Source organism: Flavobacterium sp. WC2421 (assembly GCF_040822115.1).
Lineage (GTDB): Bacteria > Bacteroidota > Bacteroidia > Flavobacteriales > Flavobacteriaceae > Flavobacterium.
Genome location: NZ_CP162004.1, coordinates 2,229,708 through 2,256,062, shown reverse-complemented (window position 1 = coordinate 2,256,062; position 26,355 = coordinate 2,229,708). Strand labels below are relative to the sequence as shown.

Annotated in this window: 29 protein-coding genes; 17 read left to right on the top strand and 12 right to left on the bottom strand. The window is 30.5% G+C overall.

Annotated features, from left to right (window positions below; genetic code table 11):
- The 3 genes from AB3G33_RS09775 (at position 1) to AB3G33_RS09765 (ending at position 2,403) form a co-directional block, all read left to right on the top strand.
- On the top strand, positions 1–528 hold the full coding sequence (locus AB3G33_RS09775) for a superoxide dismutase family protein (protein WP_367768744.1): 528 nt from the start codon (positions 1–3) through the stop codon (positions 526–528).
- A 24-nt stretch (positions 529–552) separates the two neighbouring features.
- Positions 553–1,122, top strand: a complete 570-nt coding sequence (locus AB3G33_RS09770) for a YdeI family protein (RefSeq protein WP_367768742.1) — start codon at positions 553–555, stop codon at positions 1,120–1,122.
- A gap of 81 nt (positions 1,123–1,203) precedes the next feature.
- Complete coding sequence (locus AB3G33_RS09765) at positions 1,204–2,403, top strand: LETM1-related biofilm-associated protein (RefSeq protein ID WP_367768740.1); 1,200 nt, start codon at positions 1,204–1,206, stop codon at positions 2,401–2,403.
- 34 nt (positions 2,404–2,437) lie between these two features.
- On the opposite strand, the gene can is transcribed toward AB3G33_RS09765, so the two are convergent.
- The 4 genes from can to AB3G33_RS09745 all read right to left on the bottom strand — a co-directional run bounded on the left by can (position 2,438) and on the right by AB3G33_RS09745 (position 5,788).
- Complete coding sequence (can, locus tag AB3G33_RS09760; protein ID WP_367752228.1) at positions 2,438–3,073, bottom strand: carbonate dehydratase; 636 nt, start codon at positions 3,071–3,073, stop codon at positions 2,438–2,440.
- A gap of 84 nt (positions 3,074–3,157) precedes the next feature.
- Positions 3,158–4,813, bottom strand: coding sequence for a SulP family inorganic anion transporter (locus tag AB3G33_RS09755; RefSeq protein WP_367768738.1), 1,656 nt, complete (start codon positions 4,811–4,813; stop codon positions 3,158–3,160).
- 81 nt (positions 4,814–4,894) lie between these two features.
- On the bottom strand, positions 4,895–5,110 hold the full coding sequence (locus AB3G33_RS09750) for a hypothetical protein (RefSeq protein ID WP_367768736.1): 216 nt from the start codon (positions 5,108–5,110) through the stop codon (positions 4,895–4,897).
- Positions 5,111–5,314: 204 nt separating this feature from the next.
- Positions 5,315–5,788: a Dps family protein gene (locus tag AB3G33_RS09745; protein ID WP_367768733.1), complete on the bottom strand. Its 474-nt coding sequence runs from the start codon at positions 5,786–5,788 to the stop codon at positions 5,315–5,317.
- 96 nt (positions 5,789–5,884) lie between these two features.
- Between AB3G33_RS09745 and AB3G33_RS09740 the strand changes: the two genes are divergently transcribed.
- Positions 5,885–6,826 (top strand): LysR substrate-binding domain-containing protein, encoded by a 942-nt coding sequence (locus AB3G33_RS09740; protein WP_367752220.1) that lies wholly within the window; start codon positions 5,885–5,887, stop codon positions 6,824–6,826.
- A 16-nt stretch (positions 6,827–6,842) separates the two neighbouring features.
- On the opposite strand, the gene AB3G33_RS09735 is transcribed toward AB3G33_RS09740, so the two are convergent.
- The 4 genes from AB3G33_RS09735 to mnmD form a co-directional block, all read right to left on the bottom strand.
- Positions 6,843–7,040, bottom strand: coding sequence for a hypothetical protein (locus tag AB3G33_RS09735; RefSeq protein ID WP_367752218.1), 198 nt, complete (start codon positions 7,038–7,040; stop codon positions 6,843–6,845).
- A gap of 171 nt (positions 7,041–7,211) precedes the next feature.
- Entirely contained in the window at positions 7,212–7,409 is a 198-nt protein-coding gene (locus AB3G33_RS09730; RefSeq protein WP_367752216.1) for a hypothetical protein, read from the bottom strand.
- 230 nt (positions 7,410–7,639) lie between these two features.
- Positions 7,640–7,837 (bottom strand): hypothetical protein, encoded by a 198-nt coding sequence (locus AB3G33_RS09725; RefSeq protein ID WP_367752214.1) that lies wholly within the window; start codon positions 7,835–7,837, stop codon positions 7,640–7,642.
- Positions 7,838–7,977: 140 nt separating this feature from the next.
- Positions 7,978–8,643, bottom strand: a complete 666-nt coding sequence (gene mnmD, locus AB3G33_RS09720) for a tRNA (5-methylaminomethyl-2-thiouridine)(34)-methyltransferase MnmD (RefSeq protein WP_367768731.1) — start codon at positions 8,641–8,643, stop codon at positions 7,978–7,980.
- A 308-nt stretch (positions 8,644–8,951) separates the two neighbouring features.
- Between mnmD and AB3G33_RS09715 the strand changes: the two genes are divergently transcribed.
- The gene (locus tag AB3G33_RS09715; protein ID WP_367768729.1) at positions 8,952–10,019 is read left to right on the top strand and encodes a branched-chain amino acid aminotransferase; all 1,068 of its coding nucleotides are present in this window, start codon (positions 8,952–8,954) and stop codon (positions 10,017–10,019) included.
- Between the two features lie 111 nt (positions 10,020–10,130).
- On the opposite strand, the gene AB3G33_RS09710 is transcribed toward AB3G33_RS09715, so the two are convergent.
- Positions 10,131–10,517 (bottom strand): hypothetical protein, encoded by a 387-nt coding sequence (locus AB3G33_RS09710; protein WP_367768726.1) that lies wholly within the window; start codon positions 10,515–10,517, stop codon positions 10,131–10,133.
- A gap of 81 nt (positions 10,518–10,598) precedes the next feature.
- On the opposite strand from AB3G33_RS09710, the gene AB3G33_RS09705 reads away from it, so the two are divergent.
- The 5 genes from AB3G33_RS09705 (at position 10,599) to AB3G33_RS09685 (ending at position 13,798) form a co-directional block, all read left to right on the top strand.
- A complete protein-coding gene (locus tag AB3G33_RS09705) occupies positions 10,599–10,787 on the top strand; it encodes a hypothetical protein (RefSeq protein ID WP_367752206.1) in 189 nt (62 codons plus the stop codon).
- A 250-nt stretch (positions 10,788–11,037) separates the two neighbouring features.
- On the top strand, positions 11,038–12,234 hold the full coding sequence (locus AB3G33_RS09700; RefSeq protein ID WP_367768723.1) for an SRPBCC family protein: 1,197 nt from the start codon (positions 11,038–11,040) through the stop codon (positions 12,232–12,234).
- A gap of 64 nt (positions 12,235–12,298) precedes the next feature.
- Positions 12,299–12,841 (top strand): RNA polymerase sigma factor, encoded by a 543-nt coding sequence (locus AB3G33_RS09695; protein ID WP_367752202.1) that lies wholly within the window; start codon positions 12,299–12,301, stop codon positions 12,839–12,841.
- 33 nt (positions 12,842–12,874) lie between these two features.
- Entirely contained in the window at positions 12,875–13,291 is a 417-nt protein-coding gene (locus AB3G33_RS09690) for a hypothetical protein (RefSeq protein ID WP_367768721.1), read from the top strand.
- Between the two features lie 48 nt (positions 13,292–13,339).
- Complete coding sequence (locus tag AB3G33_RS09685) at positions 13,340–13,798, top strand: sensor of ECF-type sigma factor (RefSeq protein ID WP_367768719.1); 459 nt, start codon at positions 13,340–13,342, stop codon at positions 13,796–13,798.
- Between the two features lie 38 nt (positions 13,799–13,836).
- On the opposite strand, the gene AB3G33_RS09680 is transcribed toward AB3G33_RS09685, so the two are convergent.
- Complete coding sequence (locus AB3G33_RS09680) at positions 13,837–14,880, bottom strand: oxidoreductase (protein WP_367768716.1); 1,044 nt, start codon at positions 14,878–14,880, stop codon at positions 13,837–13,839.
- A gap of 144 nt (positions 14,881–15,024) precedes the next feature.
- Here AB3G33_RS09680 and AB3G33_RS09675 point away from each other — a divergent pair, with 144 nt between their 5' ends.
- The 3 genes from AB3G33_RS09675 to AB3G33_RS09665 all read left to right on the top strand — a co-directional run bounded on the left by AB3G33_RS09675 (position 15,025) and on the right by AB3G33_RS09665 (position 19,828).
- Positions 15,025–16,335 carry a hypothetical protein gene (locus AB3G33_RS09675; protein ID WP_367768713.1) on the top strand — a complete coding sequence of 437 codons (1,311 nt, stop codon included), beginning with the start codon at positions 15,025–15,027 and terminating at the stop codon, positions 16,333–16,335.
- A 126-nt stretch (positions 16,336–16,461) separates the two neighbouring features.
- Positions 16,462–18,423, top strand: coding sequence for a KUP/HAK/KT family potassium transporter (locus AB3G33_RS09670; protein WP_367752193.1), 1,962 nt, complete (start codon positions 16,462–16,464; stop codon positions 18,421–18,423).
- Between the two features lie 139 nt (positions 18,424–18,562).
- Complete coding sequence (locus tag AB3G33_RS09665; RefSeq protein ID WP_367768710.1) at positions 18,563–19,828, top strand: RsmB/NOP family class I SAM-dependent RNA methyltransferase; 1,266 nt, start codon at positions 18,563–18,565, stop codon at positions 19,826–19,828.
- Positions 19,829–19,969: 141 nt separating this feature from the next.
- Here AB3G33_RS09665 and rho read toward each other — a convergent pair whose 3' ends face one another.
- Positions 19,970–21,724 (bottom strand): transcription termination factor Rho, encoded by a 1,755-nt coding sequence (gene rho, locus AB3G33_RS09660; protein WP_367768707.1) that lies wholly within the window; start codon positions 21,722–21,724, stop codon positions 19,970–19,972.
- Positions 21,725–21,906: 182 nt separating this feature from the next.
- Here rho and AB3G33_RS09655 point away from each other — a divergent pair, with 182 nt between their 5' ends.
- From AB3G33_RS09655 to AB3G33_RS09645, 3 genes are all read left to right on the top strand, one after another.
- Positions 21,907–22,320 carry a DUF4293 domain-containing protein gene (locus tag AB3G33_RS09655; protein ID WP_367768704.1) on the top strand — a complete coding sequence of 138 codons (414 nt, stop codon included), beginning with the start codon at positions 21,907–21,909 and terminating at the stop codon, positions 22,318–22,320.
- Between the two features lie 149 nt (positions 22,321–22,469).
- A complete protein-coding gene (locus AB3G33_RS09650; RefSeq protein WP_367768701.1) occupies positions 22,470–23,132 on the top strand; it encodes a response regulator in 663 nt (220 codons plus the stop codon).
- A 68-nt stretch (positions 23,133–23,200) separates the two neighbouring features.
- Positions 23,201–24,901, top strand: coding sequence for an ATP-binding protein (locus AB3G33_RS09645; protein WP_367768698.1), 1,701 nt, complete (start codon positions 23,201–23,203; stop codon positions 24,899–24,901).
- On the opposite strand, the gene AB3G33_RS09640 is transcribed toward AB3G33_RS09645, so the two are convergent.
- A complete protein-coding gene (locus AB3G33_RS09640; protein ID WP_367768695.1) occupies positions 24,902–25,399 on the bottom strand; it encodes a metallophosphoesterase in 498 nt (165 codons plus the stop codon).
- A 159-nt stretch (positions 25,400–25,558) separates the two neighbouring features.
- Between AB3G33_RS09640 and truA the strand changes: the two genes are divergently transcribed.
- Positions 25,559–26,299, top strand: a complete 741-nt coding sequence (gene truA, locus AB3G33_RS09635) for a tRNA pseudouridine(38-40) synthase TruA (RefSeq protein ID WP_367768693.1) — start codon at positions 25,559–25,561, stop codon at positions 26,297–26,299.
- The last annotated feature ends 56 nt before the right edge of the window (positions 26,300–26,355 follow it).

The window sequence follows — 26,355 nt, the reverse complement described above, 5'->3', positions numbered from 1 at the left end:
ATGAAAAAAATAGTATTATCAATTGCCCTTATTATTGCTGTTATAATTGGATGTAAAACCAACAGTAGTTCTAGTGATGCTAAGAAATTAGTCATTGCATTTGAACCAAAAAGCAATAGCAAAGTTTCAGGTACGGCCACTTTTACCGAAAAAAACGGGAAAGTAACTTTTGTAGCTAAGTTAGCCGGTTTACAACCTGGCGTTCATGCCATCCATATCCACGAAAAATCAGATTGCTCAGCAGCAGATGGTAGTTCAGCAGGTGGACACTGGAATCCAACATTTAAAAAACATGGAAAATGGGGCGTTGGAGAATACCACAAAGGGGATATTGGAAACTTTACAGCTGATGCAAATGGAAATGGAACCATCACTTTAACTACAGACGAATGGTGCATTGGATGTGGAGATCAAACAAAAGATATTCTAGGTAAAGGTTTAATTGTACACCAAGGAACTGATGATTTCACCTCACAGCCCTCAGGAAATGCAGGTGCAAGAGTCGCTTGTTCAGCAATTATAAAATAAATCAGCTAAGGAAAATACCCCATTTTGGAAGAAAAAGAACATCATTATTTTAAGAATGCAGTAGAATGGCGCAATTGGCTTCATGAAAACCATACCAACTCCAATGGTGTTTATTTGATTTTTTATAAAGTAGACAGTGCTGTTGAAAGCATGCGGTGGGAAGAAGCAGTTCAAGTTGCGATTTGTTATGGATGGATTGATTCTACTGTCAAAAAATTAGATTCCGAAAGAAGAAGGCAAGCATTCTCCCCTAGAAAAGATAAAAGTGTATGGAGCAAACTCAATAAATCCTATATTGAAAAATTGCTCCATGCTAATTTAATTCACGAAAGTGGTTTGGCAAAAATTGAAACTGCTAAAAAAAATGGATCTTGGACTAGTCTTGATAAAGTGGAGGATTTGATAATGCCTACTGACTTAGAAAACGCATTTAATAAAAATAGTAAAGCCTATCAAAATTATCTCAACTTTAGTCCTTCCTATAGAAAAAGCTACCTATATTGGCTCAATCAAGCAAAACGGGAAGAAACAAGAAACAACAGAATTACCGAAATAATCAGTTGTTGTGAGAAGAATATGAAATCTAGAAATTAATACTAATTTAATTATTAATTGAAGATTGCTTTTTTATAAATTAATAAATAAACTTTAGCTTTACAGCTTTAAAATAAAACCATGATTAACCCTTCGGCTCCAGGTTGGATAGACAAATATTTTAGTAAACAAAAACTCAAGGAAGAAAACGTTTCAACGAGTTCTGATTTATTCTATCAAAAAATCAGAAAAACTGGTTTTATATACGGACACATTGTCTCCTTTGAAACTGCAGTGCCAATTAACACTAAAGGATGGGTACAAAACGAAGTACCAAAAGTGGCTCTATTAAACACTTTACATGCTATTTATTCGTTAACAACCCAAGATAACAATCCGGAAAATTTTATTACTAAAGCGCTGTCTTTTTATAATGAAATGAACCCGAAAGGTTTCAGTTTATTTAAAAAAGTGTTACCAAACAGTGGTCCCTCTTTAAATTTAGAAAAAATAATAGACGAAAGAGTTCAAACCAATATTGACATTATCAATAAGAACTTTTCTCATATTGTGACCAATGCACTATTATTTGTCGATGTTTTGGCTTTTCGCCAATATTTACTTCACGAACAAATACCCGAAAAGTATTTAAAGAAAATTGAAGAAACTATCAATAGCCTTGTCTCACTTGCTTTAAAAACCAAGTTAAACAAATCTAATTATGATGATTTATTAATTAAACTTTTTGAAGCATCTGTACGTTACAGTAAATTCTCGAAAGTAAATGTCCAAAATCTAGAAGAATTGAATTTGGATTACTTTAGCAGTGAGTTAGAAAAATATTACTTGATTGACATGGCCGGAATGGCGTTGTGGAGTGATGGCCAAATTGAAAATGAAGAAGTCTATTTTTTACATAAATTGGGGGAGTTATTAAAAGTTCCCGATGCCTTTGTTACGGATAGTATTAAAAGTACCGATGACTTCATAAACAAAAATAAAAAGGACATCCCCTATTTTAATTATTCGAATCCCGTTAAACATTTTTATGATCAAACGACACAAAGTGTTATCACGTTAATCAGTCGAAATAAAAACAGACTGGTTAAAGAAATTGTTGAAAGTAAAGAATTAATGATTCTATTAGCAACTTCTACAAGAAGAGATTTGGATGAAAAAGAAAAGAAAAAGGTAAAAAAACAGTTGTTGGATATCTGTAAATCTGTTCCTTCATTAACTATTTTTTTATTGCCGGGAGGAAGTTTATTGTTACCTATATTAATCAAGTTTATCCCAAAGCTACTACCATCAGCTTTTAATGAAAACTTAGATGTAGAATAAAAAAAAAGTCGCTTTAAAAAGCGACTTTTTTTTATTAAAATTTAAGTTGAAATACTTCATCTAAATCTTTATTCGAACTAATATTTACTTTTAAGTCGGTTACAAAACCAGAATTTAATCCGTAAACCCAACCGTGAATACTTAAATCTTGACCGTTTTTCCAAGCCGCTTGAACGATAGAAGTTTTAGATAAATCAAAAACTTGTTCTTTAATATTTATTTCAACAAAAGCATTAAAACGTTCCGTTTCGTCTTCTATAGAATCTAAATAAGTATTATGCAAACGATATACATCTTTAATATGACGAATCCAGTTGTCAATAATTCCAATCGACTGATTCCCCATTGCGGCTTTAACACCACCACAACCATAGTGACCACATACGATTACATGCTTAACTTTTAATACATTAACTGCATAATCAAGCACACTTAACATGTTCATATCAGAATGTACCACCATATTGGCGATATTTCTATGAACAAAAACTTCTCCTGGTTTAGCACCAATGATTTCGTTCGCAGGAACACGACTGTCTGAACAACCAATCCATAACAATGGTGGCGTTTGTCCTTTGGCTAAATCAGCAAAAAAATTTGGGTCTTTTGCTAAAGCTGTTTCAACCCACTCCTTATTATTATCTAATATTTTTTTATAAAAATCACTCATTTTTTTCAGTTTTAATATTTAATATTCCAAATTAACCAATCATCAAAATTCACGGTTAAAGTACAAATAATTTATTTTATGTAGTTAATTTTTAAAAGACGCTTCGGTTACTTCTTTTTTTACCATTTGTCTTTTCGCAACATCATAATAATGTTCAAATGTAACATGATTGGCTAAATCAGGGCTATTTTCTAAATCATACGCTTTTTTAAACCCTTTTAACTTCACTTTTATATTTTCATCTATAGCACGAGTATTTTTAAATTCACGTATCAAATCTAAAATATCATGAGCAATATACACCGTATCATTGGCATTTATAATTACTTTAGAATTTTCAGGGATATCATTTAAAGTGCTTTTTATTGCCGCTTTATTTAAAAACGAAACCTCTTGTGCTAGATCAATGTGAATAATATCACCATCTAAATACTCTTCTTTTTTAAAGCTATAGGCTCTTTTAAGATTTCCTTTTAAGATAAAAATGATACTAATAACAATTCCTAAAGCAACTCCTTTAAGTAAATCAGTTGTTACCACAGCAACTAAGGTGGCAACAAAAGGTATAAATTGGTACTTCCCTTTTTCCCAAAAGTGTTTGAATGTTGCTGGTTTAGCTAATTTATATCCCACTAAAATTAATATAGTAGCAAGTGTCGCTAACGGAATTTTATTAAGTATAACAGGAATAACCAATACACTAATTAATAGCAAAATACCATGAATGATAGCTGACATTTTAGATTTTGCACCAGCTGCATTATTAGCTGAAGTACGCACAACAACTGAAGTCATAGGCAAACCACCAAGTAATGCACTTACAATATTACCAATACCTTGTGCTTTTAACTCCACATTAGTATCTGTATATCTTTTTTGTTCGTCCATTCTATCTGATGCTTCAATACATAACAATGTCTCAATTGAAGCAACTATAGCAATAGTCAAACCTACTACCCATACTTTAGGATTTGTAATACCTGAAAAGTTTGGGGTAACGATAATCCCTTTTAACTCCTCAAAAGAAGTAGGAACGGGTAACGAAACTAAATGCTGATTTGATATTGCTAATGAACTTCCAGATGCTATAAAAATTTCATTTAAAACAATTCCTGAAACTACTGCAATTAAGGCCCCCGGAACTAATTTTAGTTTCTTTAAGAACGGTACTTTATCCCAAGAAATTAGGATAATTAATGACACAACTGTAATTACAATTGCACCTAATTGAACGTGATTAAACACTTCAAATAGGGAGGAGAACGAGTTGTCTCCGTTTCTTTGTACAAACGATTGATCTCCTTCAAAATCGGCATCATATCCAAAGGCATGTGGCAATTGTTTTAGAATAATAATAATTCCAATACCGGCAAGCATTCCTTCAATAACGTTAGTTGGAAAATAATTTGAAATACTACCCGCTTTTATAAAGCCTAAAGCAAGTTGAATAAATCCCGCAATCAAGACTGCTGTCAAAAAGATATCAAAAGCACCAAAATCAGTGATTGCTGTTAATATAATAGCTGTTAAACCAGCTGCTGGTCCAGATACACTTAAATGCGATTTACTTAAATACCCTACTACAATTCCGCCAATAACACCTGAAATAATTCCTGAAAATAAAGGGGCTCCTGAAGCCATTGCAATTCCTAAACACAAGGGAAGCGCCACCAAAAAAACCACTAAACCAGAAGCAAAATCTGATTTAAGGTTAGCAAAAAGATTGATTTTTTTTGTCATAATAGTACAATAAATGATACATAAACAGACTATACATGTAAAATGTAAAGCAGTTAATTTTTTAAAATTTAATCGGAAATATTATGCCAAATCAGGCGGAGGGGAAAAGATACTAGCACTAATTTTATCATGCTTTGACAAGTTTTCAGAAAGTATCAAACTAGATTTATTATAATTACTTAATAAAGATACATCTTGTAATTCACTATAGTAATCAAACACTTTAAATTCTTTTTTAGCATGTTCCTCTTCGGTCATACTAAAAATTACTGAGGTATCACAAGATTTCTCTATCATCCTAACTATAGTAGGAGTGGATAGAAAAGCAATAAATAAGAATAATAATAAACGAGCTATTAACTTCATGGTTGCAAAAATAAGGCATAACTTATAAAATAAAAACTATGTGCAAAAAAATTTATAAAATTTTAACATAATAAAAAAAACGCCCAGTTATTAATTTGTTTAAAACTGGGCGTTTATCATTCAATATATACTAATCTATTCTTCTAGCCAAGCTTGCATCATCCAAATTGTTTTTTCTTGTTCAGAAATGAAATCACTCATCATAGCATTCGTTCCTTCATCATTAATTTCACCCGTTTTGTTGAGAATTTCTCTTTCAATTTTTAGTAAATGAGATAAAGAATCCACTATTAAGTGAATCGCTTTTTCATCATTGGAAATATTTTTCCCCACAATAAGTTGATTATTATTTATATAATCTTCAAATGTATGTAGAGGTGCTCCCCCTAGTGTAAGGACACGCTCTGCAATCATATCTATTTTTAATTGGGAGTCATTATACAATTCTTCAAATTTAATATGCAAATCAAAAAAACGCTTTCCTTTAATGTTCCAATGAATCCCTCTTAAATTTTGATAATAAACTTGAAAATTAGAAAGTAATACATTTAATTCTTTTACTATTAGTTGTGACTCTTTAATTGGTAAACCTAAAATATTCATTTTCATAATTTTTTAATTTTATCCAAATTTACCTTATAAAACAGAAAAAAATACTATAACTTAAATTGATTGTTTTTATATTTGCATCATAAAATACTATAGATGACAATTACACAATTAAAATACGTCCTTGCAGTAGCCGAACATAAAAATTTTACTTTGGCTGCTGAAAAATGTTTTGTTACCCAACCTACTTTGAGTATGCAAATCCAAAAAATAGAAGAAGAATTAAGTATTCAGATCTTTGATAGAACAAAAAAACCAATTCAGCTTACTGATATTGGACAAAAAATTGTCAATCAAGCTAAAAACATTGTTAATGAAGCCGATCGAATTCAGGACATTGTAGAACAACAAAAAGGATTTATTGGCGGGGAATTTAGATTGGGAATCATCCCAACGATAATGCCCACTTTACTACCTATGTTTTTAAACAATTTTATAAAAAAATATCCAAAAGTAAAACTTATTATAGAAGAGCTTAATACGGAGGAAATAATTACCAAACTAAATAATGGCCATCTAGATGCGGCTATTGCAGCGACTCCATTAATGGAAGAAAAAATCAAAGAAATTGTTTTATACTTTGAACCATTTGTCGCTTACATTCCTGAAAGTCATCACCATTTTCAAAAAGAAGAAATTGAAGTTTCAGATTTAAATTTAGACGAAATATTGTTATTGCAAGACGGGCATTGTTTTAGAGAAGGAATATTAAATTTATGTAAACATACCGCTAAAAATGAATTCAATCATTTCCAAATTGAAAGTGGGAGTTTTGAGACCTTGATAAAATTAGCGGATGAAGGTTTAGGAACAACACTACTTCCCTATTTGCATACATTAGATCTAAAAGATTCAGATAAAATAAAACTCCGCCAATTTAAAGAACCAAAGCCGGCACGCGAAGTGAGTTTAATATATCCAAAAAGCGAATTAAAAATTCAAATAATTGATGCATTAAGAAGCACCATTGCAGGAGTAATAAAAGGGGCAATTGTTTTTCAAAATGTTGAAATTATTAGTCCAATTCAAAAGAAATAGACAATAGTAACCCCTTTTATTCGCAAACTATAGCAACGCATTTTATCAATTCTGGCTTCATATTCGTATAAAACTTAAGCCAGTTTCTTAAATGTTCCATTTCATAAGGCAATAAATTTTTTAACGCCTTTTTTAATTCTTTAGTAAACAAATCAGGGTTTAGGCTGACTTTTTCAAGAGAATCTTTAGTATAAAAGTAGATTAATCTAGACATGGTAAATTGTTTAAAGAGTGACTGATTTCATTTGATAAAAAAATCTATACTTCCTTTAATACAAAAGACAGGCCAAAGTGCACTATGTTTGGATAAAATCATAGCTACTTCAAAACATTTACTTATTTCAAAAACTAAAAAAAGGAATCCATTAAAATGGATTCCTTTTTTTTATTCATTTACTATAAACAAACATTTTTGTAATTCTGGTTTTTCAAAAGTGAAAAAATCTAGCCATTTCTTTAAATGCTCTATTTCATAAGGCAATAAGTTTCTAACCGCTTTTTTAAGCTCTTTGATGAATAGCTCTGTATTGAAACTTACTCTTTCAAGTACCTCTTTTGTGTAATCGTAAATCATTCTAGACATAACAAATAAGATTTATAAAGTTATCAAATAAACATACTGTAAATATAAAGAATACGAAATTGAATTAAACCAAAAATAACGACAAAATACATTAAACATCGTCTAAATACATAATTGTCATTTATTTTTATTAAAAAACTTACAATGTGAAAAAAATAACAAACAAATTAAATAAAATAATAAAAACTAAAACCATAAAAAAAGGAGCCTATTAGGCTCCTTTTTACTATTTATTGGTTTACGATTAGTAAACATTGTTTTAGTTCCGGTTTTTCTATTATAAAATTAAATAACCATTCTCGCAATTGCTCCATTTCGTATGGTAACAATGTTTTAATTGCTTTTTCTAATTCTTTGCAAAAAAGCATTGGATCAAAACTTACTCTTTCTAATATTGATTTTGTGTAATCAAACATGATTTTCGACATAATTAATTAAGAATTTTAGGTTAGATTATTATTTAACTTATTGTAAAAGTACATTTTTTATAAATATAACTTTTAATATTAACGTATATTTTTGAATATTATTTCATGTTTAAAATTTATGTTAATTTATTAAAATATTCTTATTCTGACTTTCTAGCACGAAACATTTCTCTTTTTCCAGGGGGTCCTTCCAGTTTTTCAACAGTGAAACCTACTTCAATCATACTCCTTTTTACAACTCCTCGAGCCGCATAAGTAACTAAAACACCATTATTTTTAAGAGCATCATACATTTTTTTAAAAACAGCTGTACTCCATAATTCGGGCTGCACCCTATATCCAAAAGCATCAAAATAAATTAAATCATATTTGTCTTGATCCTCTATATCCGTAAAAAATTGTTGCCTTTTAACTAACGAAAAATGGGTATCTAAAACCGTTTTTTCTTCCCATTTACTCTGATGCATTTTTTCAAAAACAGACTTATCTAAACTGGCATTAAGCTCCTCTACATAATTCATAGAAAGTAACTCCTCAGAAGATATTGGATACCCTTCTACTCCAACATAGTCAATTGTTTGATTCATTTTTTTACTTTCCAAAAAAGTAATGAAAGCATTAAGACCTGTTCCAAAACCAATTTCTAAAATTGATACATTATTATTTTGAAACAACGAAAGACCATTTTTTATAAAAACATGTTGCGCTTCTTGAATTGCTCCATGCTTTGAATGATAACATTCATCCCATTCTTTTATGTGTATGGTAGTAGAACCATCTAAAGTTTTTATAATTTCTCTATTCAAAATATTGTTTTTGATATTATTAAATAATTTATGTGATTTACTTTTGCCAAAATTAATCAAAAACTAAGAAAGTTAGTTTATAAACGCTACTGTTTGTTACATAATTAATAGAAATAGGAGCTTTTTATTTCGGTTTTTTTATAAATAAATAAATCACAATTAAAAGCGACAATTAATGTTATTTTAGCAAGTAATTAATTGATTTTTATTTAATTTTGCATCAAATAAAGTTGAAACTACGATTAATTGATTCTTTTAACTCAATTAATAATTTGCATTCAAAAATATAATAAAATAAAAACATAATTATGAGTACCACTCAAACTAACAAAATTGAAATAATTAAAGCACAAACTTCAAAAATAAACGAAGTAGATTTTGAAAATTTAAGCTTTGGATCTGTATTCACGGATCATTTACTAGAATGTGATTTTAAAAATGGAGAATGGCAAAAACCTGTAATTAAGCCTTATGCTCCTTTTTTACTAGATCCTTCTGCAAGAGTCTTCCATTATGGTCAGGCTATTTTTGAAGGTATGAAAGCGTACAAAGATGATAATGATGCCATTTGGCTTTTTAGACCTGATGAAAATTACAACCGTTTCAATCACTCTGCTTCAAGAATGGCAATGCCAGAAGTTCCAGAAGAAGTTTTCATGGATGGTCTTAACGAATTATTGAAATTAGATAAAGCTTGGATAAAATCCGGAAAAGGAAATACATTATACATCAGACCATTTATGATTGCCACAGGAGAAGGGGTAATTGCAAACCCATCTGATGATTATAAGTTTATGATTATTTTATCTCCTGCTAAATCATATTATTCAGGAGAAGTAAAAGTACTTATTGCTGAACATTTCAGTAGAGCTGCTAATGGTGGTATTGGTGCTGCTAAAGCTGCTGGTAATTATGCTGCCCAATTTTACCCAACAAGTTTAGCTAATAAAGAGGGTTTCCAACAGGTAATCTGGACAGATGATGCAACACATACTAAACTGGAAGAAGCAGGAACAATGAATGTGTTTTTTAGAATAAATGACACTTTACTTACTGCTCCTATAAGCGAAAGAATTCTTGATGGTATCACTAGAAAAAGTCTTATCGATTTAGCACAAAAAGAAGGTATTACAGTTGATGTACGTCCTGTTCTTGTTTCGGAACTTGTTGAAGCTTCAAAAAATGGTACTTTAAAAGAAATATTTGGCGCTGGAACTGCAGCAGTTGTAAACCCAATCATCGGGTTTTCATATCGTGATGAATATTATGAATTGCCTAAAATAGAAAATTCATATGCTTCTCAACTGAAGGATAAATTAACTAACATTCAGCACAAATTAGCTGAAGACACATTTGGTTGGACCGTTAAAGTATAAAACCAAAACCATAGCACTAAAAAAGCGCTTTTCATTAATTGAAAAGCGCTTTTTTTCTATTTTAAATTCTAATAAGTAGAATTGAACTTCTAAACTGGAATAACTTTACTATTACTTACCCAGAATTTTTGAAAAATCTGGTTTAAAATAATTTGGTCCCTTCATCACTTTTCCGTCCTCACGATAAATAGGGTTTCCATCTTCTCCTAATTTACTCATATTAGAACGTTGAATTTCATCAAAAACGGCTTCAATCTTGTGTTGTAATCCATGCTCAATAATAGTTCCGCAAAGGATATACATCATATCTCCCAAAGCATCAGCAATTTCTACTAAATCATTATTTTGAACTGCTTCTAAGTATTCTTCATTCTCTTCTTTCATTAAATGATAGCGAAGTGTATTTTTCACTTCACCCAAATCGGCAATTGGTAATTCACTATGTCCAATTTTAAATGCTGTATGAAATTCCTTAACTGAATCAATTTGTTTCTGCATGATTTTTATTTTACAAATGAAAAGGCAAATTAGTAACAATTCTTAAACAATTAACTATTTTTGTCCAAAATAATTTAAACTATGTTTAGTCAAGGACAATTAGTATTTGCAGGCCTATTTTTTGTTGCTTTTGTTATTGCAATGATCTATGCGTATAGAAAAGATTTAAAGTTGCATAAAGTATATTACAAAGGAAATTATAAAATCTTAATTGGTTTTCTAATTTTTATTGGAATTTTATTTGCTATAAAAGTATTTTTCAAACGATAATATCTTTTTTAAGAAATATAAAAAATGCTTGCTAATTTGCAGGCATTTTTTGTTTTCAAATTGAAAGCAAAATTTCCAAGTATTTTTATAGCAATATAAATACTTGTAAGATTTAAGTAACAAATTACAATTATTCGTAATTTTGCCTCCTATTTAAATAAATAAAATAGGACATAGTATAATATATTCATAATTAGTATAGCATATTAATAAAATATCTAACTTTACATCAGAAAACAATCAATTTATTATGAGGATTTTAAAATATATATTTCTTTTACTATTACTTAGTTTTGTAGCATTGTCGATTTTTATTGCCACCCAAAAAGGTGATTTTTCTGTTGAAAGGAGTAAAATTATTAATGCTCCAAAAGCGGCTGTGTTTACTTATGTAAATGATTATAGAAACTGGGCTGATTTTGGTTCATGGATTGCCGAAGATCCAGAAATGAAACTACAGTATCCTCAAAATACAATTGGTAATGGTGCTTCGTATACATGGGAAGGAAAAGATGGAAATGGGTCCATGCAAACGCTTTATGCAAAAGAAAATGACAGTATTTTTCAAAAAATGGACTTTAACGGAACCAAATCTTCTATTTATTGGAATTTTAAAGATACTATAGGTGGAACTAAAGTAACTTGGAAAAGTGAAGGAAAAATGAGTTTCCTTTTCAAAATATACACCGCCTTAAACGGAGGAATTGATAAAGTTATAGGCACCATGTATGAAAAAAGTCTAGTAAACTTAGACAAAGCACTTGACTATGAAATAAATACTTTTTCGATAAAAGTCGATGGATTAACAAAAAAACCAGAACTATTTTATTTGAGTCAAAGTTTCACAAGTGAAATCGCTAAAGTGAATAAAAATTTTAAAATTGTAATCCCTAAAATAATTGCTTTTTGTGAGCAAAATGATATCCCCGTGAATGGCAAGCCTTTTATAATTTACCATACTTATGATTTAGTAAGCCAGTTGACAAAAATATCGATTTGTGTTCCCATTAAAAAAGAAATATTTATAAGTCAAGGAAGCGATATTGTATCCGGAAAACTGGACCCTTTTGATGCAGTAAAAACGACATTAACTGGTGATATATCGCATGTTAAAAAAGGATATGATAAAGCAGTTGAATTTCTAAATAAAAACCAACTTACCCCAAATCCAGCAATTTCGCATATCGAAATTTATACTATCAATAAAACGGAGATTAAAAATCCTTCAAAATGGATTACAGAAATTTACATTCCATTTATCCCTAAAGAAGAACCTAAAAAAACGTATTACCAAGCACCAGTAAATTCTACTCCAGATGAAACTACAACAGCTGTATCTAATAATACTGTAGAACCGGTAAAAATCAATAAACCTGCAGTTAAAAATACAGAACCAAAAAAGGTACCTGTTCTAAAAACTAAAGAAGAAGAAAAATCTGAATTTTAATTTTTTTAAAGAAATGGATTAAACCTTTTGGCTAAATTCTATTCTAATACTATAAATAGTTATTTTGCCCGAAGAACAGGAATTTATACAACAGTTATTAAACCCAAAAATGCAAAATGAAGCATTTCAAAAACTCTTGTTAACATACCAAAAACCACTTTATAACCATATCAGAAATATCGTTTTAAACCATGATGATACGGATGATGTTTTGCAAAATACATTTATAAAAGTTTTCAAAAATTTAAAAAACTTTAAAGGAGATAGCAAACTATTTTCATGGATCTACCGAATTGCAACTAATGAGGCTCTCACTTTTCTAAATCAAAAGGCTAAAAAAAACGGAATCACATCCGAAGCGTTACAAAATAAAGTCATTGACAATTTACAAGCAGATGTCTATTTTGATGGCGATGAAATTCAGATAAAATTACAAAAAGCGATAGCTACCCTTCCCGAAAAGCAACAATTAGTATTTAAAATGAAATATTTTGAAGAACTAAAATACGAAGAAATATCAGAAATAATAGGCACCTCAGTGGGAGCATTAAAAGCATCATATCATCATGCAGTTAAGAAAATTGAATCCTTTGTAAAAAGCAATTAAACCTTTTGAATTAAATTAAGTCTAACGTATATCATGAAAGAATTTAAATTAGAAAATAGTACTAAGATTGAAACGGGTTTTAAAACTCCAGACCATTACTTTGAAAAATTTTCAGCTGAATTATTACTGAAATTACCACATAATGAACCAAAAGTAATTCCTTTTTTCAAAAGACGAAATACTATTTTTATGTTGGTTGCGGCTTTATTTGTAATTGCTTTAATGATTCCGATACTAAATACAACACAAGTAAATACGATGACAGAGCTAGATGAAACAACGTTAGAAAATTACTTAAGCTACCAAACAAATGTTAATCAATATGATCTAATAAATATATTGGATGCAAAAGATATTGATAAAATAGATGCTCCAGTCGCATTAGAAGAAAAAACCATAGAAGACATTCTTGTTGATAATGCTAACTTAGAACATTTTATAATTGAGTAGCTTGAAATGCTACAATAAAATGCAAATTATAATATAAAATTAAAAAAAATGAACTTTAAAAAAATCCTCCCAATACTCCTACTCTTTACTTCATTTCACTTTTATGCTCAAAGTGCAGATATGAAAGAAAAAAAAGAGCAAATAAAAGCCTTAAAAGTAGCTTTTCTAACTACTGAACTAGATTTAACGACCAAAGAAGCTCAAAAATTCTGGCCTGTTTACAACACCTATGATGACGCCCAATTTGAAATAAGACATCAAAAAATGAAATCCTATATGCATCAAATTAATGATGCAGCTTTAGATAAGATCAGCGAAAAAGAAGCCTTAAATTTATTAAACAAAATGGAGGGCACTGATGAAGAATTATATCTATTACGCAAAAAATTTGTTAGAGATTTAAAAGAGATTCTTCCAGCAGTTAAGATTCTAAAACTTCGAAAATCAGAAGAGAATTTTAATAGAAAACTGCTACACCAATATAGAGATAGAGGTAATAGAAATTAATAATTTACTACTTTATTTAAAACCCTAAACATTACTGTTTAGGTTTTTTTTATAAATTTAATTCGGATCATCTTATCTTTTCCAGCTGCAATTGCCGTATGGTTATCGATAAATCGAATAGTAAATAACGATGGATCAGATGCTAGTTGTTTCCATGAATTTCCACTATCATAGGAGTAATAAATTCCTGATGCACCAACGCTCACCAATGATTTCCCTTTGCTATGTGGTACATACTGAATGCAAGAAGCATAACCAAAACCTTGGTTTTCAGCTACTAAATTCCATGTTTTACCTCCGTCAGATGTTCTTGATTTATTTCCATAATTTTGATTCAGAGACTCATAATCCCCTCCTGAAATAAAACCATTCTTACTATCGTAAAAATCTGCAGTAAAAATTCCAGCCATTGCCTTCCCTTGTACAATAGGTGTTTCATAAATTTTCCAACTTAACCCTTTGTCATTAGAGAATAAAACTCTTGCCTTTTTACCACCAGTCACTATCCAAGTAGCATTTCCCTTAATAACAATATTAGTATTACTAGCAGCAAAAGCAGCCTCTCCTTCCGCCACATTAGGGAGTTGATTACAGTTTAACTTACTCCAAGTATTACCACCATCTCTAGTTATAATTATGGAAAGACAGTCATCAATAGGATCTCCTATAGCAATTCCTTCTTGGTTATTCCAAAACTGCATACTATCGTAAAATACTTTTTTGTGGTTCTCCTGATAAACTAATGTTGTTTTTAATTCCGTTTTTGATACTTTATAAAGCAAAGCGGGATTAGAAACCGTCAATAAAAATATGTTTTTTTGAGTTTGGGCTCCACTCCTAAATTCTAACATTAAAGAATCGTTGGCAATCTTCTTTTCAAACTTTGCTTTTTTCTTCAAATCATAGAAACCAAATCTGGAATTATTAGCGGAATACCAAATTTTATTTGCATCAATAATTACGGATCGAATACTGATATTGTCTTGAAATAAAGTATCAATCTTTATGGAAGTATAAATAGTCTTATCCTTACTTTCTATATCATAACCTACTGTTTTACAAGAATTTAATAATAAAAACATTGTAAAAATAAAAAACACATTTCTCATTATAATCGAATTATATAAAAGCTAAAATACAATTAATTATAGGAATAGCAATTGCACTAAAATTTTATTGGCACAGTAATTGAATAATTAAAAAAATAATACTTAAATAAACTTGTTATGAAAACTAAAATACTAATAGTAACCCTATTAACTTCCCTATTTGCAATGCAAATGCAAGCTCAAAATAGAGCGCGAGTTAATGCCATGAATAATGAAATTAGCGATAATTTAGATTTGAGAGCTGTTGCCGATATTTTTGGTGACTCAAGAGATCTTCAAGATTTTGAGAGACAGTTAAATGATCCTGAGCTTCAAATTTCAAATTTAGATTTAAATAATGATAACGAAGTTGATTACTTGCGTGTCATTGAAACCGTAGAAGGTAGAACTCACGTTGTAATCATTCAATCAGTACTTGATCGTGATGTTTATCAAGATGTAGCTACAATTGAAGTAGAAAAAGACAGATACAACAATGTGCATTTACAAGTTGTAGGAAATGAATACATGTATGGTCCAAATTACATTTACGAACCAGTATATTATAGCACGCCAACAATATATGCTTCTTTTTGGTCCTACAACTACCGTCCTTATGTATCAAATTGGTATTGGAATTTTTATCCTTCTTATTATTATGCATGGAATCCATATCCAGTATACAGATATAGAAACAATATTCAAATTTCATTAAACTTCAATAATAACTATAACTACGTAAACTATAGAAGAAGTAATCAAGCTGCTGTATTATATAGCTCAAGACGTTCAAACGGATATGAAAGACAACATCCTGACTATGCTTTTAATAGAAGAAATTCAAATGTGACGAATCGTTATGAACTAGATCAAAGAAGAGGAACTAGAAATACCAGTTCTAGAAATAGTACTACTTCATCTAGAGAAAACTCCGGTAGAAGAACAAATACAGATAGAGACTATTCTCAAAACAGAGGAAACATTTCAAGAGATGCTAGTCCACAAAGAAGAACAGAAACTCAAAGAGATAATTCATCAAGAGGAAATAGCACTAGAGAAACTACTCCACAAAGAGATTATTCACAAAACAGAGGAAACACTTCAAGGGAAGCTACTCCACAAAGAACAGCGCCACAAAGAGATAATTCATCAAGAGGAAATAGTTCTAGTGAAGCAACTCCACAAAGAACCGCACCCCAAAGAGACAACTCTTCAAGAGAATCTGCTCCGCAAAGAACAGTGCCACAAAGGGACAATTCTTCAAGAGAATCTGCTCCGCAAAGAACAGCACCGCAAAGAGACAATTCTTCGAGAGGTAATAGTTCAAGAGAAGCCGCACCCCAAAGGGATTTTTCTCAAAACAGAGGGAATTCTTCAAGACAATCAGCTCCACAAAGAACAGAATCACAAAGAGACAATTCTTCAAGAGGAAACAATAGAAGGTCTTAAAAAGAACACTTCTTCAAAATTATAAACACGGTGCTTTAACACCGTGTTTTTTTATGTCTTTTTCGAAAAAAAAAGCCCTAATTTATTTAAAAAGAGTAAATTTGTCGTGTTTTTTAAAAATAATACATGAGCACTTCGCATAAAAATTTACATTCAAAATTAACTTTAGGAGGTTTATTAATTACATTAGGTATTATATATGGCGATATTGGGACCTCCCCGTTATATGTAATGAAAGCCATTCTTGGAGATCATATTATTAATGCAGATGTAGTTTTAGGAGGCATATCATGTGTTTTTTGGACCCTGACATTACAAACGACGATAAAATATGTAATTATTACATTAAGCGCAGACAATCATGGTGAGGGAGGAATTTTTGCTTTATATGCTTTAGTCAAAAAAACCAAAATACAATGGCTCATAGTCCCCGCTATTATCGGTGGAAGCGCACTACTGGCTGATGGAATAATTACCCCGCCCATTTCTGTTTCTTCTGCTGTAGAAGGTATTAGAACGTACTATCCAGAAATAAACACCATACCAATTGTAATCGGAATTTTATTTGTCCTTTTCACTATTCAGCAATTCGGTACCAAATTAGTAGGAAAGTTTTTTGCCCCTATGATGCTTATTTGGTTCAGCATGCTTGGAATTCTTGGATTAATCCAAATTACGAAACACCCTGAAGTATTCAAAGCTTTTAATCCCTACTATGCATATCATTTACTATCCATTCATCCAGACGGATTTTTTGTTTTGGGGTTTGTATTCCTATGTACCACAGGAGCTGAAGCACTTTATTCAGATATGGGCCACTGTGGACGAAAAAATATCCGAATAAGTTGGATTTTTGTGAAAACAACTTTAGTACTTAACTATTTTGGACAAGCAGCTTATCTCATTCACCATGAAGGACAAACATTACAAAGTCTAGGAGGATCTAATGGAAATCCATTTTATCTTATCATGGCCGATTGGTTTCAACCTATTGGAATTGTAATTGCAACATTAGCAGCTGTTATTGCTTCTCAGGCCCTTATTAGCGGTTCATTTACTTTAATAAATGAAGCGATGAGATTGAATTTTTGGCCAAAAGTAAAAATAAAGTATCCTACTGAATTAAAAGGTCAACTGTATATCCCTTCTATAAACTGGTTGTTGTTTTTTGGTTGTGTTGGAATAGTTTTGCATTTTGAAGAGTCCAGCAATATGGAGCATGCTTATGGATTAGCGATAATTTTATGTATGATTATGACTACTATTTTACTTAATTTCTATTTAATTATGAAAAGAGTAAAATTATATTTTATAGTACCATTGATAACCATCTATCTATTAATTGAATTAAGCTTTTTAGCAGCAAACATAACAAAGTTTTCTGAAGGTGGCTATGTAACTTTAATCATTGCTATGGTACTGATTTCAATTATGACCATTTGGTACTTGGCTAAAAAAATTAATAAAAACTACACTAAAATTGTAAAAATAGATGATTACAAAAAAGTGTTGAAGGAATTAAGCGCTGATTTATCCATTCCAAAATATGCAACACACTTAGTGTATATGACTAATGCAAATCGTGTGGATGAGATTGAAGAAAAAGTGATGTATTCTATTTTGCAAAAAAGACCAAAAAGAGCTGATATCTATTGGTTTGTCCATGTAAACATCTTGACAGAGCCTTATAAAACAGAATACAAAGTAAGCGAAATTATTAAAGATGATTTATACCGTGTAGATTTTAATTTAGGATTTAGAGAACCTACTAAAATCAGCCTTATGTTCAAGGAAGTAATTAAGGATATGGTTAAAAAAGGAGAAGTAGATATCACTAGTAGATATGAATCTTTAAATAAGAATAACATTATCGGGGATTTCAAATTTGTATTATCTGAAAAATTCCTTTCAAATGACAGTGATTTATTATGGCATGAAAAATTGATTATGAATTCTTATTTCTTAATCAAAAAACTAAGTCTATCTGAAGAAAGTGCTTTTGGACTAGACAGTAGCTCCGTTAAAATAGAAAAATTCCCAATGGTGCTTCATGCTCCAGAAAACATCGGGTTAACTCGAGTTAAATAAGATCAATTTATATTGAATTTTAAAAAACACTGTCTTTAAACAGTGTTTTTTTTGCTGTTTAAAATATAAAATCAACATTCATTATTTAAAATTTAACTTTCGATCAATTAATACTACCTTTGCACCTCAATTAATAAAAATGAGATTACACAGAAATTTAGTTTACACTACTATAGATTCCTTAAATGCAATATTTAACGAAGGAGAATATGCGGATAAAGTAGTTGCCAGAGCCTTAAAAAAAGACAAACGTTGGGGAAGCTCAGATAGAAAATTTGTTGCTGAAACGATCTACGAAGTAGTTCGATGGAAACGATTATATGCAGAAATTGCAGAAGTAAAAGAGCCATTTGACAGAGATAATATTTGGAGAATGTTTTCAGTATGGGCAGTATTAAGAGGATACCCAATTCCTGATTGGCGTCAACTGGAAGGAACTCCTGAGAGAAAAATAAAAGGTCGTTTTGATGAATTATCAAAAGTAAGAGCCCTTAAAGAATCTATTCCTGACTGGATGGATGAAATGGGAGTAAAAGAATTAGGTGAAAAAGTGTGGTCAAAAGAAATCACAGCTCAAAATCAACCTGCTAAAGTTATTCTAAGAGTAAACACTCTAAAAACTACTAAAACAGAATTAAGAGCGATCTTAATGGATTTAGACATTGATACCGATGTCCTTAAAGACCAACCAGATGCTTTAGTATTAAAAGAAAGAGCTAATGTTTTCATGACTGATGCATTTAAACAAGGCTTTTTTGAAGTTCAAGATGCCAATTCACAACTTGTTGCTGCTTTTCTTGATGTTAAGCCAGGAATGCGTGTTGTAGATACTTGTGCGGGTGCAGGAGGAAAAACATTGCATATTGCTGCTTTGATGGAAAACAAAGGACAATTGATTGCTATGGATTTATATGAAAGTAAATTAAAGCAATTAAAAATTAGAGCAAAACGCGATGGTGCTTTCAATATTGAATACCGTATCATTGATACTACTAAAGTGATCAAGAAATTACACCAAAGAGCAGATCGAGTATTGATCGATGCCCCTTGTAGTGGATTAGGAGTTCTTAAAAGAAATCCTGATGCGAAATGGAAATTACAACCTGAATTTATTGACAATATCCGCAAGGTACAAGCAGAAGTTTTAGAAAGTTATTCTAAAATTGTAAAACCAGGTGGAAAACTGGTATATGCAACATGCTCTGTTTTACCCTCAGAAAATCAAGAGCAAGTAGCTAAATTTTTAACAACGGATATAGGAAAAGAATTTAACTTTATAAAAGACCAAAAAATTCTAGCTCATGAATCTGGATTTGACGGTTTTTACATGGCTCTTTTAGAAAGAAAAGAAGATGTAACACCAAAAGAAGTTAAAGTAAAAGAAATAAAAGAAGCAAAAGCCTAATATTATTTCCTTCTAAATAACAAAAAATGCCTTCATAATGAAGGCATTTTTTATTGTAAAAAGAAGCAAAAACAAAAAAGTCCTCGAAAATTTCGAGGACTTTTTTTATATCTTTTTTATTCTATTCTCTTTAATCTGAATTTAATCATTCATTGAAATTAAAAACTCTTCATTGTTTTTCGTTTGTCTAAAACGATCGTTTATAAAACTCATTGCTTCAACAGGATTCATATCAGAAAGGTATTTTCTCATGATCCACATTCTTTGCAACGTTTTCTCATCTAACAACATATCATCACGTCTTGTACTTGAAGAAGTTAAATCAATGGCTGGGAAGATACGTTTATTAGCAATTTTTCTATCCAACTGCAATTCCATATTACCAGTACCTTTAAATTCTTCGAAGATAACTTCATCCATTTTTGAACCAGTTTCAGTCAAAGCAGTTGCAATGATACTTAATGAACCTCCATTTTCTACATTACGGGCGGCTCCAAAGAAACGTTTTGGTTTCTGTAAAGCATTAGCATCTACTCCTCCACTCAATACTTTACCTGAAGCAGGTTGTACTGTGTTATATGCTCTTGCTAAACGGGTAATGGAATCTAATAGAATCACGACATCATGTCCACATTCTACTAATCGTTTTGCTTTTTCAAGTACAATATTAGCAATTTTAACGTGTTCTTGTGGCTCTCTATCAAATGTAGAAGCAATTACTTCACCACGTACACTACGTTGCATATCCGTAACCTCTTCTGGACGTTCGTCTATTAGTAAAACAATTAAATATACTTCGGGATGATTGGCAGCAATTGCATTTGCAATTTCTTTCAACAACATGGTTTTACCCGTTTTTGGCTGTGCGACAATCATACCACGTTGTCCTTTTCCTATAGGAGAAAATAAATCGATAATACGAGTAGAAATGGTGCTTTGTCTTTCGGCTAAATTGAATTTTTCTGACGGAAAAACAGGCGTTAAATGTTCGAATGAAACTCGATCACGAACCACTTGTGGATCATGCCCATTAATTTTTAACACACGAACTAAAGGAAAAAACTTTTCTCCTTCTTTTGGAGGACGTACCACCCCTTTAACCGTATCTCCAGTTTTTAGACCAAACAATCTAATTTGTGAAGTTGATAAATAAATATCATCCGGTGAAGCTAGGTAATTATAATCGGAAGAACGTAAGAAACCATAGCCATCAGGCATCATTTCTAATACTCCCTCACTTTCAATTATTCCGTCAAATTCAAAATCTGAATCTCTAAAATTATTTTTTTTATTTTTAAAATTAGGGTTTTGATTTTGTTTATTTAATTGATTTGGATTTATTTTTTTAGCAGGAGGAGCAACTTCAGTAGCATCTGTTTTTGAAACATTTTCTTCAACTACTTCTTTATTTTCGTCTTTAACAACTACTTCTTTTGTTTCTTCTTTATCCTTTTTTAAAGCTATTTTCTTTTCGTAAGCTGATTTATTAAACTTAATAACCTTACCTACTTTCTTTTCTGGAATTACATTCTCTTTTTCATCTTCGGTTTGCGAATTAACTGCATCAACTTGTGCAATTACATCCGCAGGCATTTCTACTTTAATCTGAAGATCAGCTTCAACAGGAGCTACTTCTTTAAAAATAGTTTTATTTGTAGTTTTTTGAATAGCTACCTTCTTAACTGGTAGAATACGGGCTCTTTTAGGTTTATTATCCTCAACTGGAGCATCCGAATTTTTATCTAATGTTGAATCAACAGTATTGTTTTGATGTTCTAAAATCGACCCAATCAAGGTCTCTTTTTTAACACCATTAAACTTTATGGTTTTAGCTGACTTAGCGATTTCTTGAAGCTCAGAAAGCTTCATTTCTTTTAATGCAGAAATATCAAACATGAATGTTCTATGAGTTTAATTAATTTGGTAATACTATAAAAGATAGGTAGTAAATATTTTATTTTGAATTGACCGCAGTATGAAGTGCTTACGGTATTGTTATGCAATAATACGAATAAAATTTAATGATACAATAGTATTTTAAAAAAAGAAAATATATTTTTGTAAAACAAATTGAAACAATGATACAGAGAATTCAGACGATTTATTTAATTCTAGCTTTTGTAGTTACTGGGATTTTACCTTTTTTATTTCCTTTATGGACAATGAATGACGGAAAGGAATATTTCTTTATGCAAAACCAGATTTATGTAATTTTATTGGGATTAAGTACAACACTTACTGTATTAAGTATTGTTTCGTATAAAAAAAGACAGAATCAATTTGTCGTTGGCAGATTGAATATGATATTAAATTTAATTTTATTAGGATTATTTGTATATCGTTCATTAAATGTATCTGGAGAAACAGCTGTTGTTTCTGAGAAAGGTATTGGGATGTTTCTACCTATTATTGCTATCGTATTATTAGTCTTGGCTAATAAGGCCATCAAAAAGGATGAAGATCTTGTAAAATCTGTGGACAGATTGAGGTAAACCTATAAACTTAGTTTATTAGTGCGAAGGAAACCCGAATGTAACAGTTCGGGTTTTTTTGTGCTTCAAAAAGAAGCATTTAATAAATAAAATCTTATAAATGATAAGTAGTTTTTTTTTCCTAAATTTGAATACAGTTTAACTATAATATGACAAAAAAAATAAGGATACACCTTGCTGACGACCATCAAGTTCTCATTGATGGGATGAGAACTTTATTAAATACAATCTCAAATTTTGAGGTTGTAGGTTTTTCTTTGGATGGAAGCACGCTATATGATGACGTCACTAACAACAATACAACTATTCTAATCTTAGACATCAGTATGCCTAAAAAAGACGGCATAGAGGTTGTCAAGGAATTTGCTAAAAAAGGGTTTCCTTGTAAAGTAATTATTCTATCTAGTTATGATGATTTAAAAATTATACAAGAAGTGATGAAGCTTGGTGTTAGTGGGTATCTAACAAAGCAATGTGCTGGCGAAAATATAGTCGAAGCCATTCAGGCAGTTTCAAACGGTGAGGATTATTTTTGTACTACTGTTAGAGAAAAAATATTCAATTCAGCTACCAAAAATATCTCAAAACTTAATAAATACAAACCTACTATCGACTTGCTATTAACTGGTAGAGAAATTGAAATTATAACCTTAATTGCATTAGAATATAGTGGAAAAGAGATAAGCGAACAATTATTTATCAGTTCAAATACGGTTGAAACACATCGTAAAAATATCATGAAAAAACTAAAAGCAAAAAACACCATTAGCCTAGTTAAATTTGCCATTAAAAACAAATTAATTAAATCGTGAAATTTAATTAGAACAGCTTCTCTATCTTTATTTAAACACTATGCTATATTAATCGACACAACTTATTTATGTTTCAAAACAGATTTATTTTATTGTTTTTACTATTGCAAACTTCTTTCAGTACAATTGTATTTTCTCAAGAGACATTTCCTTCCAAAAATGAAATTACAAAAATGACCAAAGAAGCAACTTCTTTGATGAAAAATGAAAAATATGAAAAATCATTAATCAAATCAAGGATTGCTTTAAAATATGCAATTGCCATCAAAGATGACAATCTAATTGCTACTTGCTACAATACTATTGCAGCAAATTTTGATGAACTAGCTGAATTTGAAAAAGCCTTTTTTTATTATCAAAAAGGAATTTTATATGCTAATAGAACCAATAACAATCAGCTCAAGAATTGGTTGAATAATAATCTTGGTAACATTTATTGTTTTGATAAAAAAGAGTATCAAAAAGGAATTTCTTATTATAAGAAATCTCTTGAGTATAGTACCAGAATAAAAGATTCAGCTGAAATTGTTTTTACAAAACTAAACATAACATGGGCTTATTTTGATATTGGGAATTTTTCCGAAGGCCTACCCTATTTAAATTTCATTAATAAATACCATCCTAAATATGGTGATAAATCTTTATCAGGAGTTCTAAACATGCTTAATGGTATGTATTACAATTCTATAAATGATCCTCAAAAAGCAGATTATTTTTTTAAAAAAGCAATCCAATTTGAAACATTAGAAAATGAAAAATCAGATTTATCTTTCGCTTATCAAGAATATTCCAGGTTTTTATTGAAAAATGGGGATTATAAAAAAGCTTATGAAAATTTAGATCTTTATAATACAATTACGGTTGAAATCAACAATCAAGAAAAGTTAAAAAAAGTAAATGTAGCTGGAATAAATCTCCAAATAGATGAATACAAAAGAGAAATTGACAATATTGAAACTAAATATAAGACTAAGCAACAAATCCTATTAGAGAAACAATCTAAAAATAAACGAATTAGTATTATAATCATTTCAATACTACTTTTAATTCTTATTCTTTTTTACTTTTTCTTCCAAAATAATAGATTAAAAGAAAAAAATAAGCTGAAAGACATCCAAAGTAAAATTCAGCAAAACATTATCAATGCCTCCATTAGCGGTCAAGAAATAGAGCGAAAAAAAATAGCTGCATTTTTACATGACAATATTAGTGCCCTGCTTTCTTCAGCAGGATTACACTTGAGTGTTTTTAGTAGCATAAATAAAATTGAGTCGGAAGAAATTATTAAAACAAAAAAAATATTGAATGAGGCTCATGATAAAGTACGTGACCTTTCGCATCAACTGCTGCCCTCTTTATTGGCTCGTTTTGGATTGTTTTATGCACTTAATGATTTATGTGAAAAGAATTCAAATTCAAGTATTAGTTTTGAATACGCTAGTACAATGGAGACTACAACACGTTACAATGGAGATTTTGAAATGAAAATGTATTTTATAATTATGGAGTTATTGAATAATATTATAAAACATAGTAAAGCTAAAAATGCTTTTGTAAGCATTGATGAAAGAGATAATTCATTGTTCATTCATGTAAGAGATAATGGAAAAGGTTTTAACACTGCTGGTGAGTATAAAGAAATTGAAGGGTTTGGGCTTAACCAAATTAAAGCTAGAGTAAATAATATTGATGGAGAAGTAACAATCCATTCAAAAATAAAATCGGGAACATCAATCTATATCAATGTTCCTATTACTTACAAGGTATAGTTACACCCTTTTTTCTATTTCTATAATTTCTAAGTCTTTTATTTTATCTCCATCAATTACAAATCGCAGCATAGTTCGCACTTGATGAAAACCGCTTTTTCCACATGCTCCTGGATTCATATGTAAAAGATTATTCTTCTTGTCGAAGATTACTTTTAAAATATGAGAATGCCCGCAAATAAATAATTTTGGAGGGTTTGCTACTATTTCCGCTTTAATATTGGGATTGTATTTACCTGGATAACCACCAATATGCGTAATCCACACGTCAACTCCTTCACACATAAAACGATTATGAAGTTGAAATTCTAAACGAGCTTTGTCATCATCAATATTACCGTAAACAGCTCGCAATGGTTTGAGTTTTTTTAAAGTATCTGTTACCATCAAATCACCAATATCTCCTGCATGCCAAACTTCATCGGCTTGAGCAACATATTTTAAGATTGTATCGTCTATATGGCTGTGTGTATCAGATAGGAGGAGTATTTTTTTCATTCAGAATGAACTATTTCGATAAATTAGTAGCTACAAAGGTAGTTTGTTTCTTTAAAAAGAAGAAAATAAATCCTTACAATCAGAACTTACACATTTAACCTTTTCTCAACATAAAAACTTTGTATCTTTGCTTCTTTGAAACTTTGCGACCACATTAAATTGAGATATTTTATAAAATTAGCGTATAACGGAACTCTTTATCATGGCTGGCAATACCAACCAAATGCCTCCTCTGTTCAGGAAACGTTAAACAAAGCATTTTCGGTATTACTTAATTCAGACATCAATCTAATGGGCGCCGGTCGAACAGATACAGGCGTTCATGCTAAAGTGATGTATGCCCATTTTGATTTTGAGACTTCGTTTGATATCGCTAAATTGATTCACAAACTCAACTCTTACTTGCCCAAAGACATTGTTGTTTATGATATTATTTCAGTTCACCAAGAAGCGCATGTTCGATTTGATGCGACAAAAAGAACCTATGAATATCATATCAACACGTTTAAAGACGCCTTTTTGCAAGAACAAAGTTGGTACTTTCATCAAAAATTAGATCTTAATTTAATGAATGAAGCCGCAAAATTGCTATTCAACCATACTGATTTTCAATGTTTCTCTAAGGTCAATACAGATGTAAATACGTTTGATTGTACGATTTACAAAGCAGATTGGAAAGTGGAAAACAACAAACTAATTTTTACAATATCGGCCAATAGGTTTTTAAGAAATATGGTGCGTTCTATTGTAGGAACGCTTGTTAATATCGGGTTACATAAAATAACGCTGGATGATTTTAATACTATCATTGAAAGCAAGAACAGAGACAAAGCTGGGTTTTCGGTACCGGCCCACGGATTGTATTTAACCGAAATAGATTACGATTACATAACTAAATAGCCCTGATTGAAGTGGAAATCATTTTTATTTTTTTCTTTAAAAAATAAAAATATTGA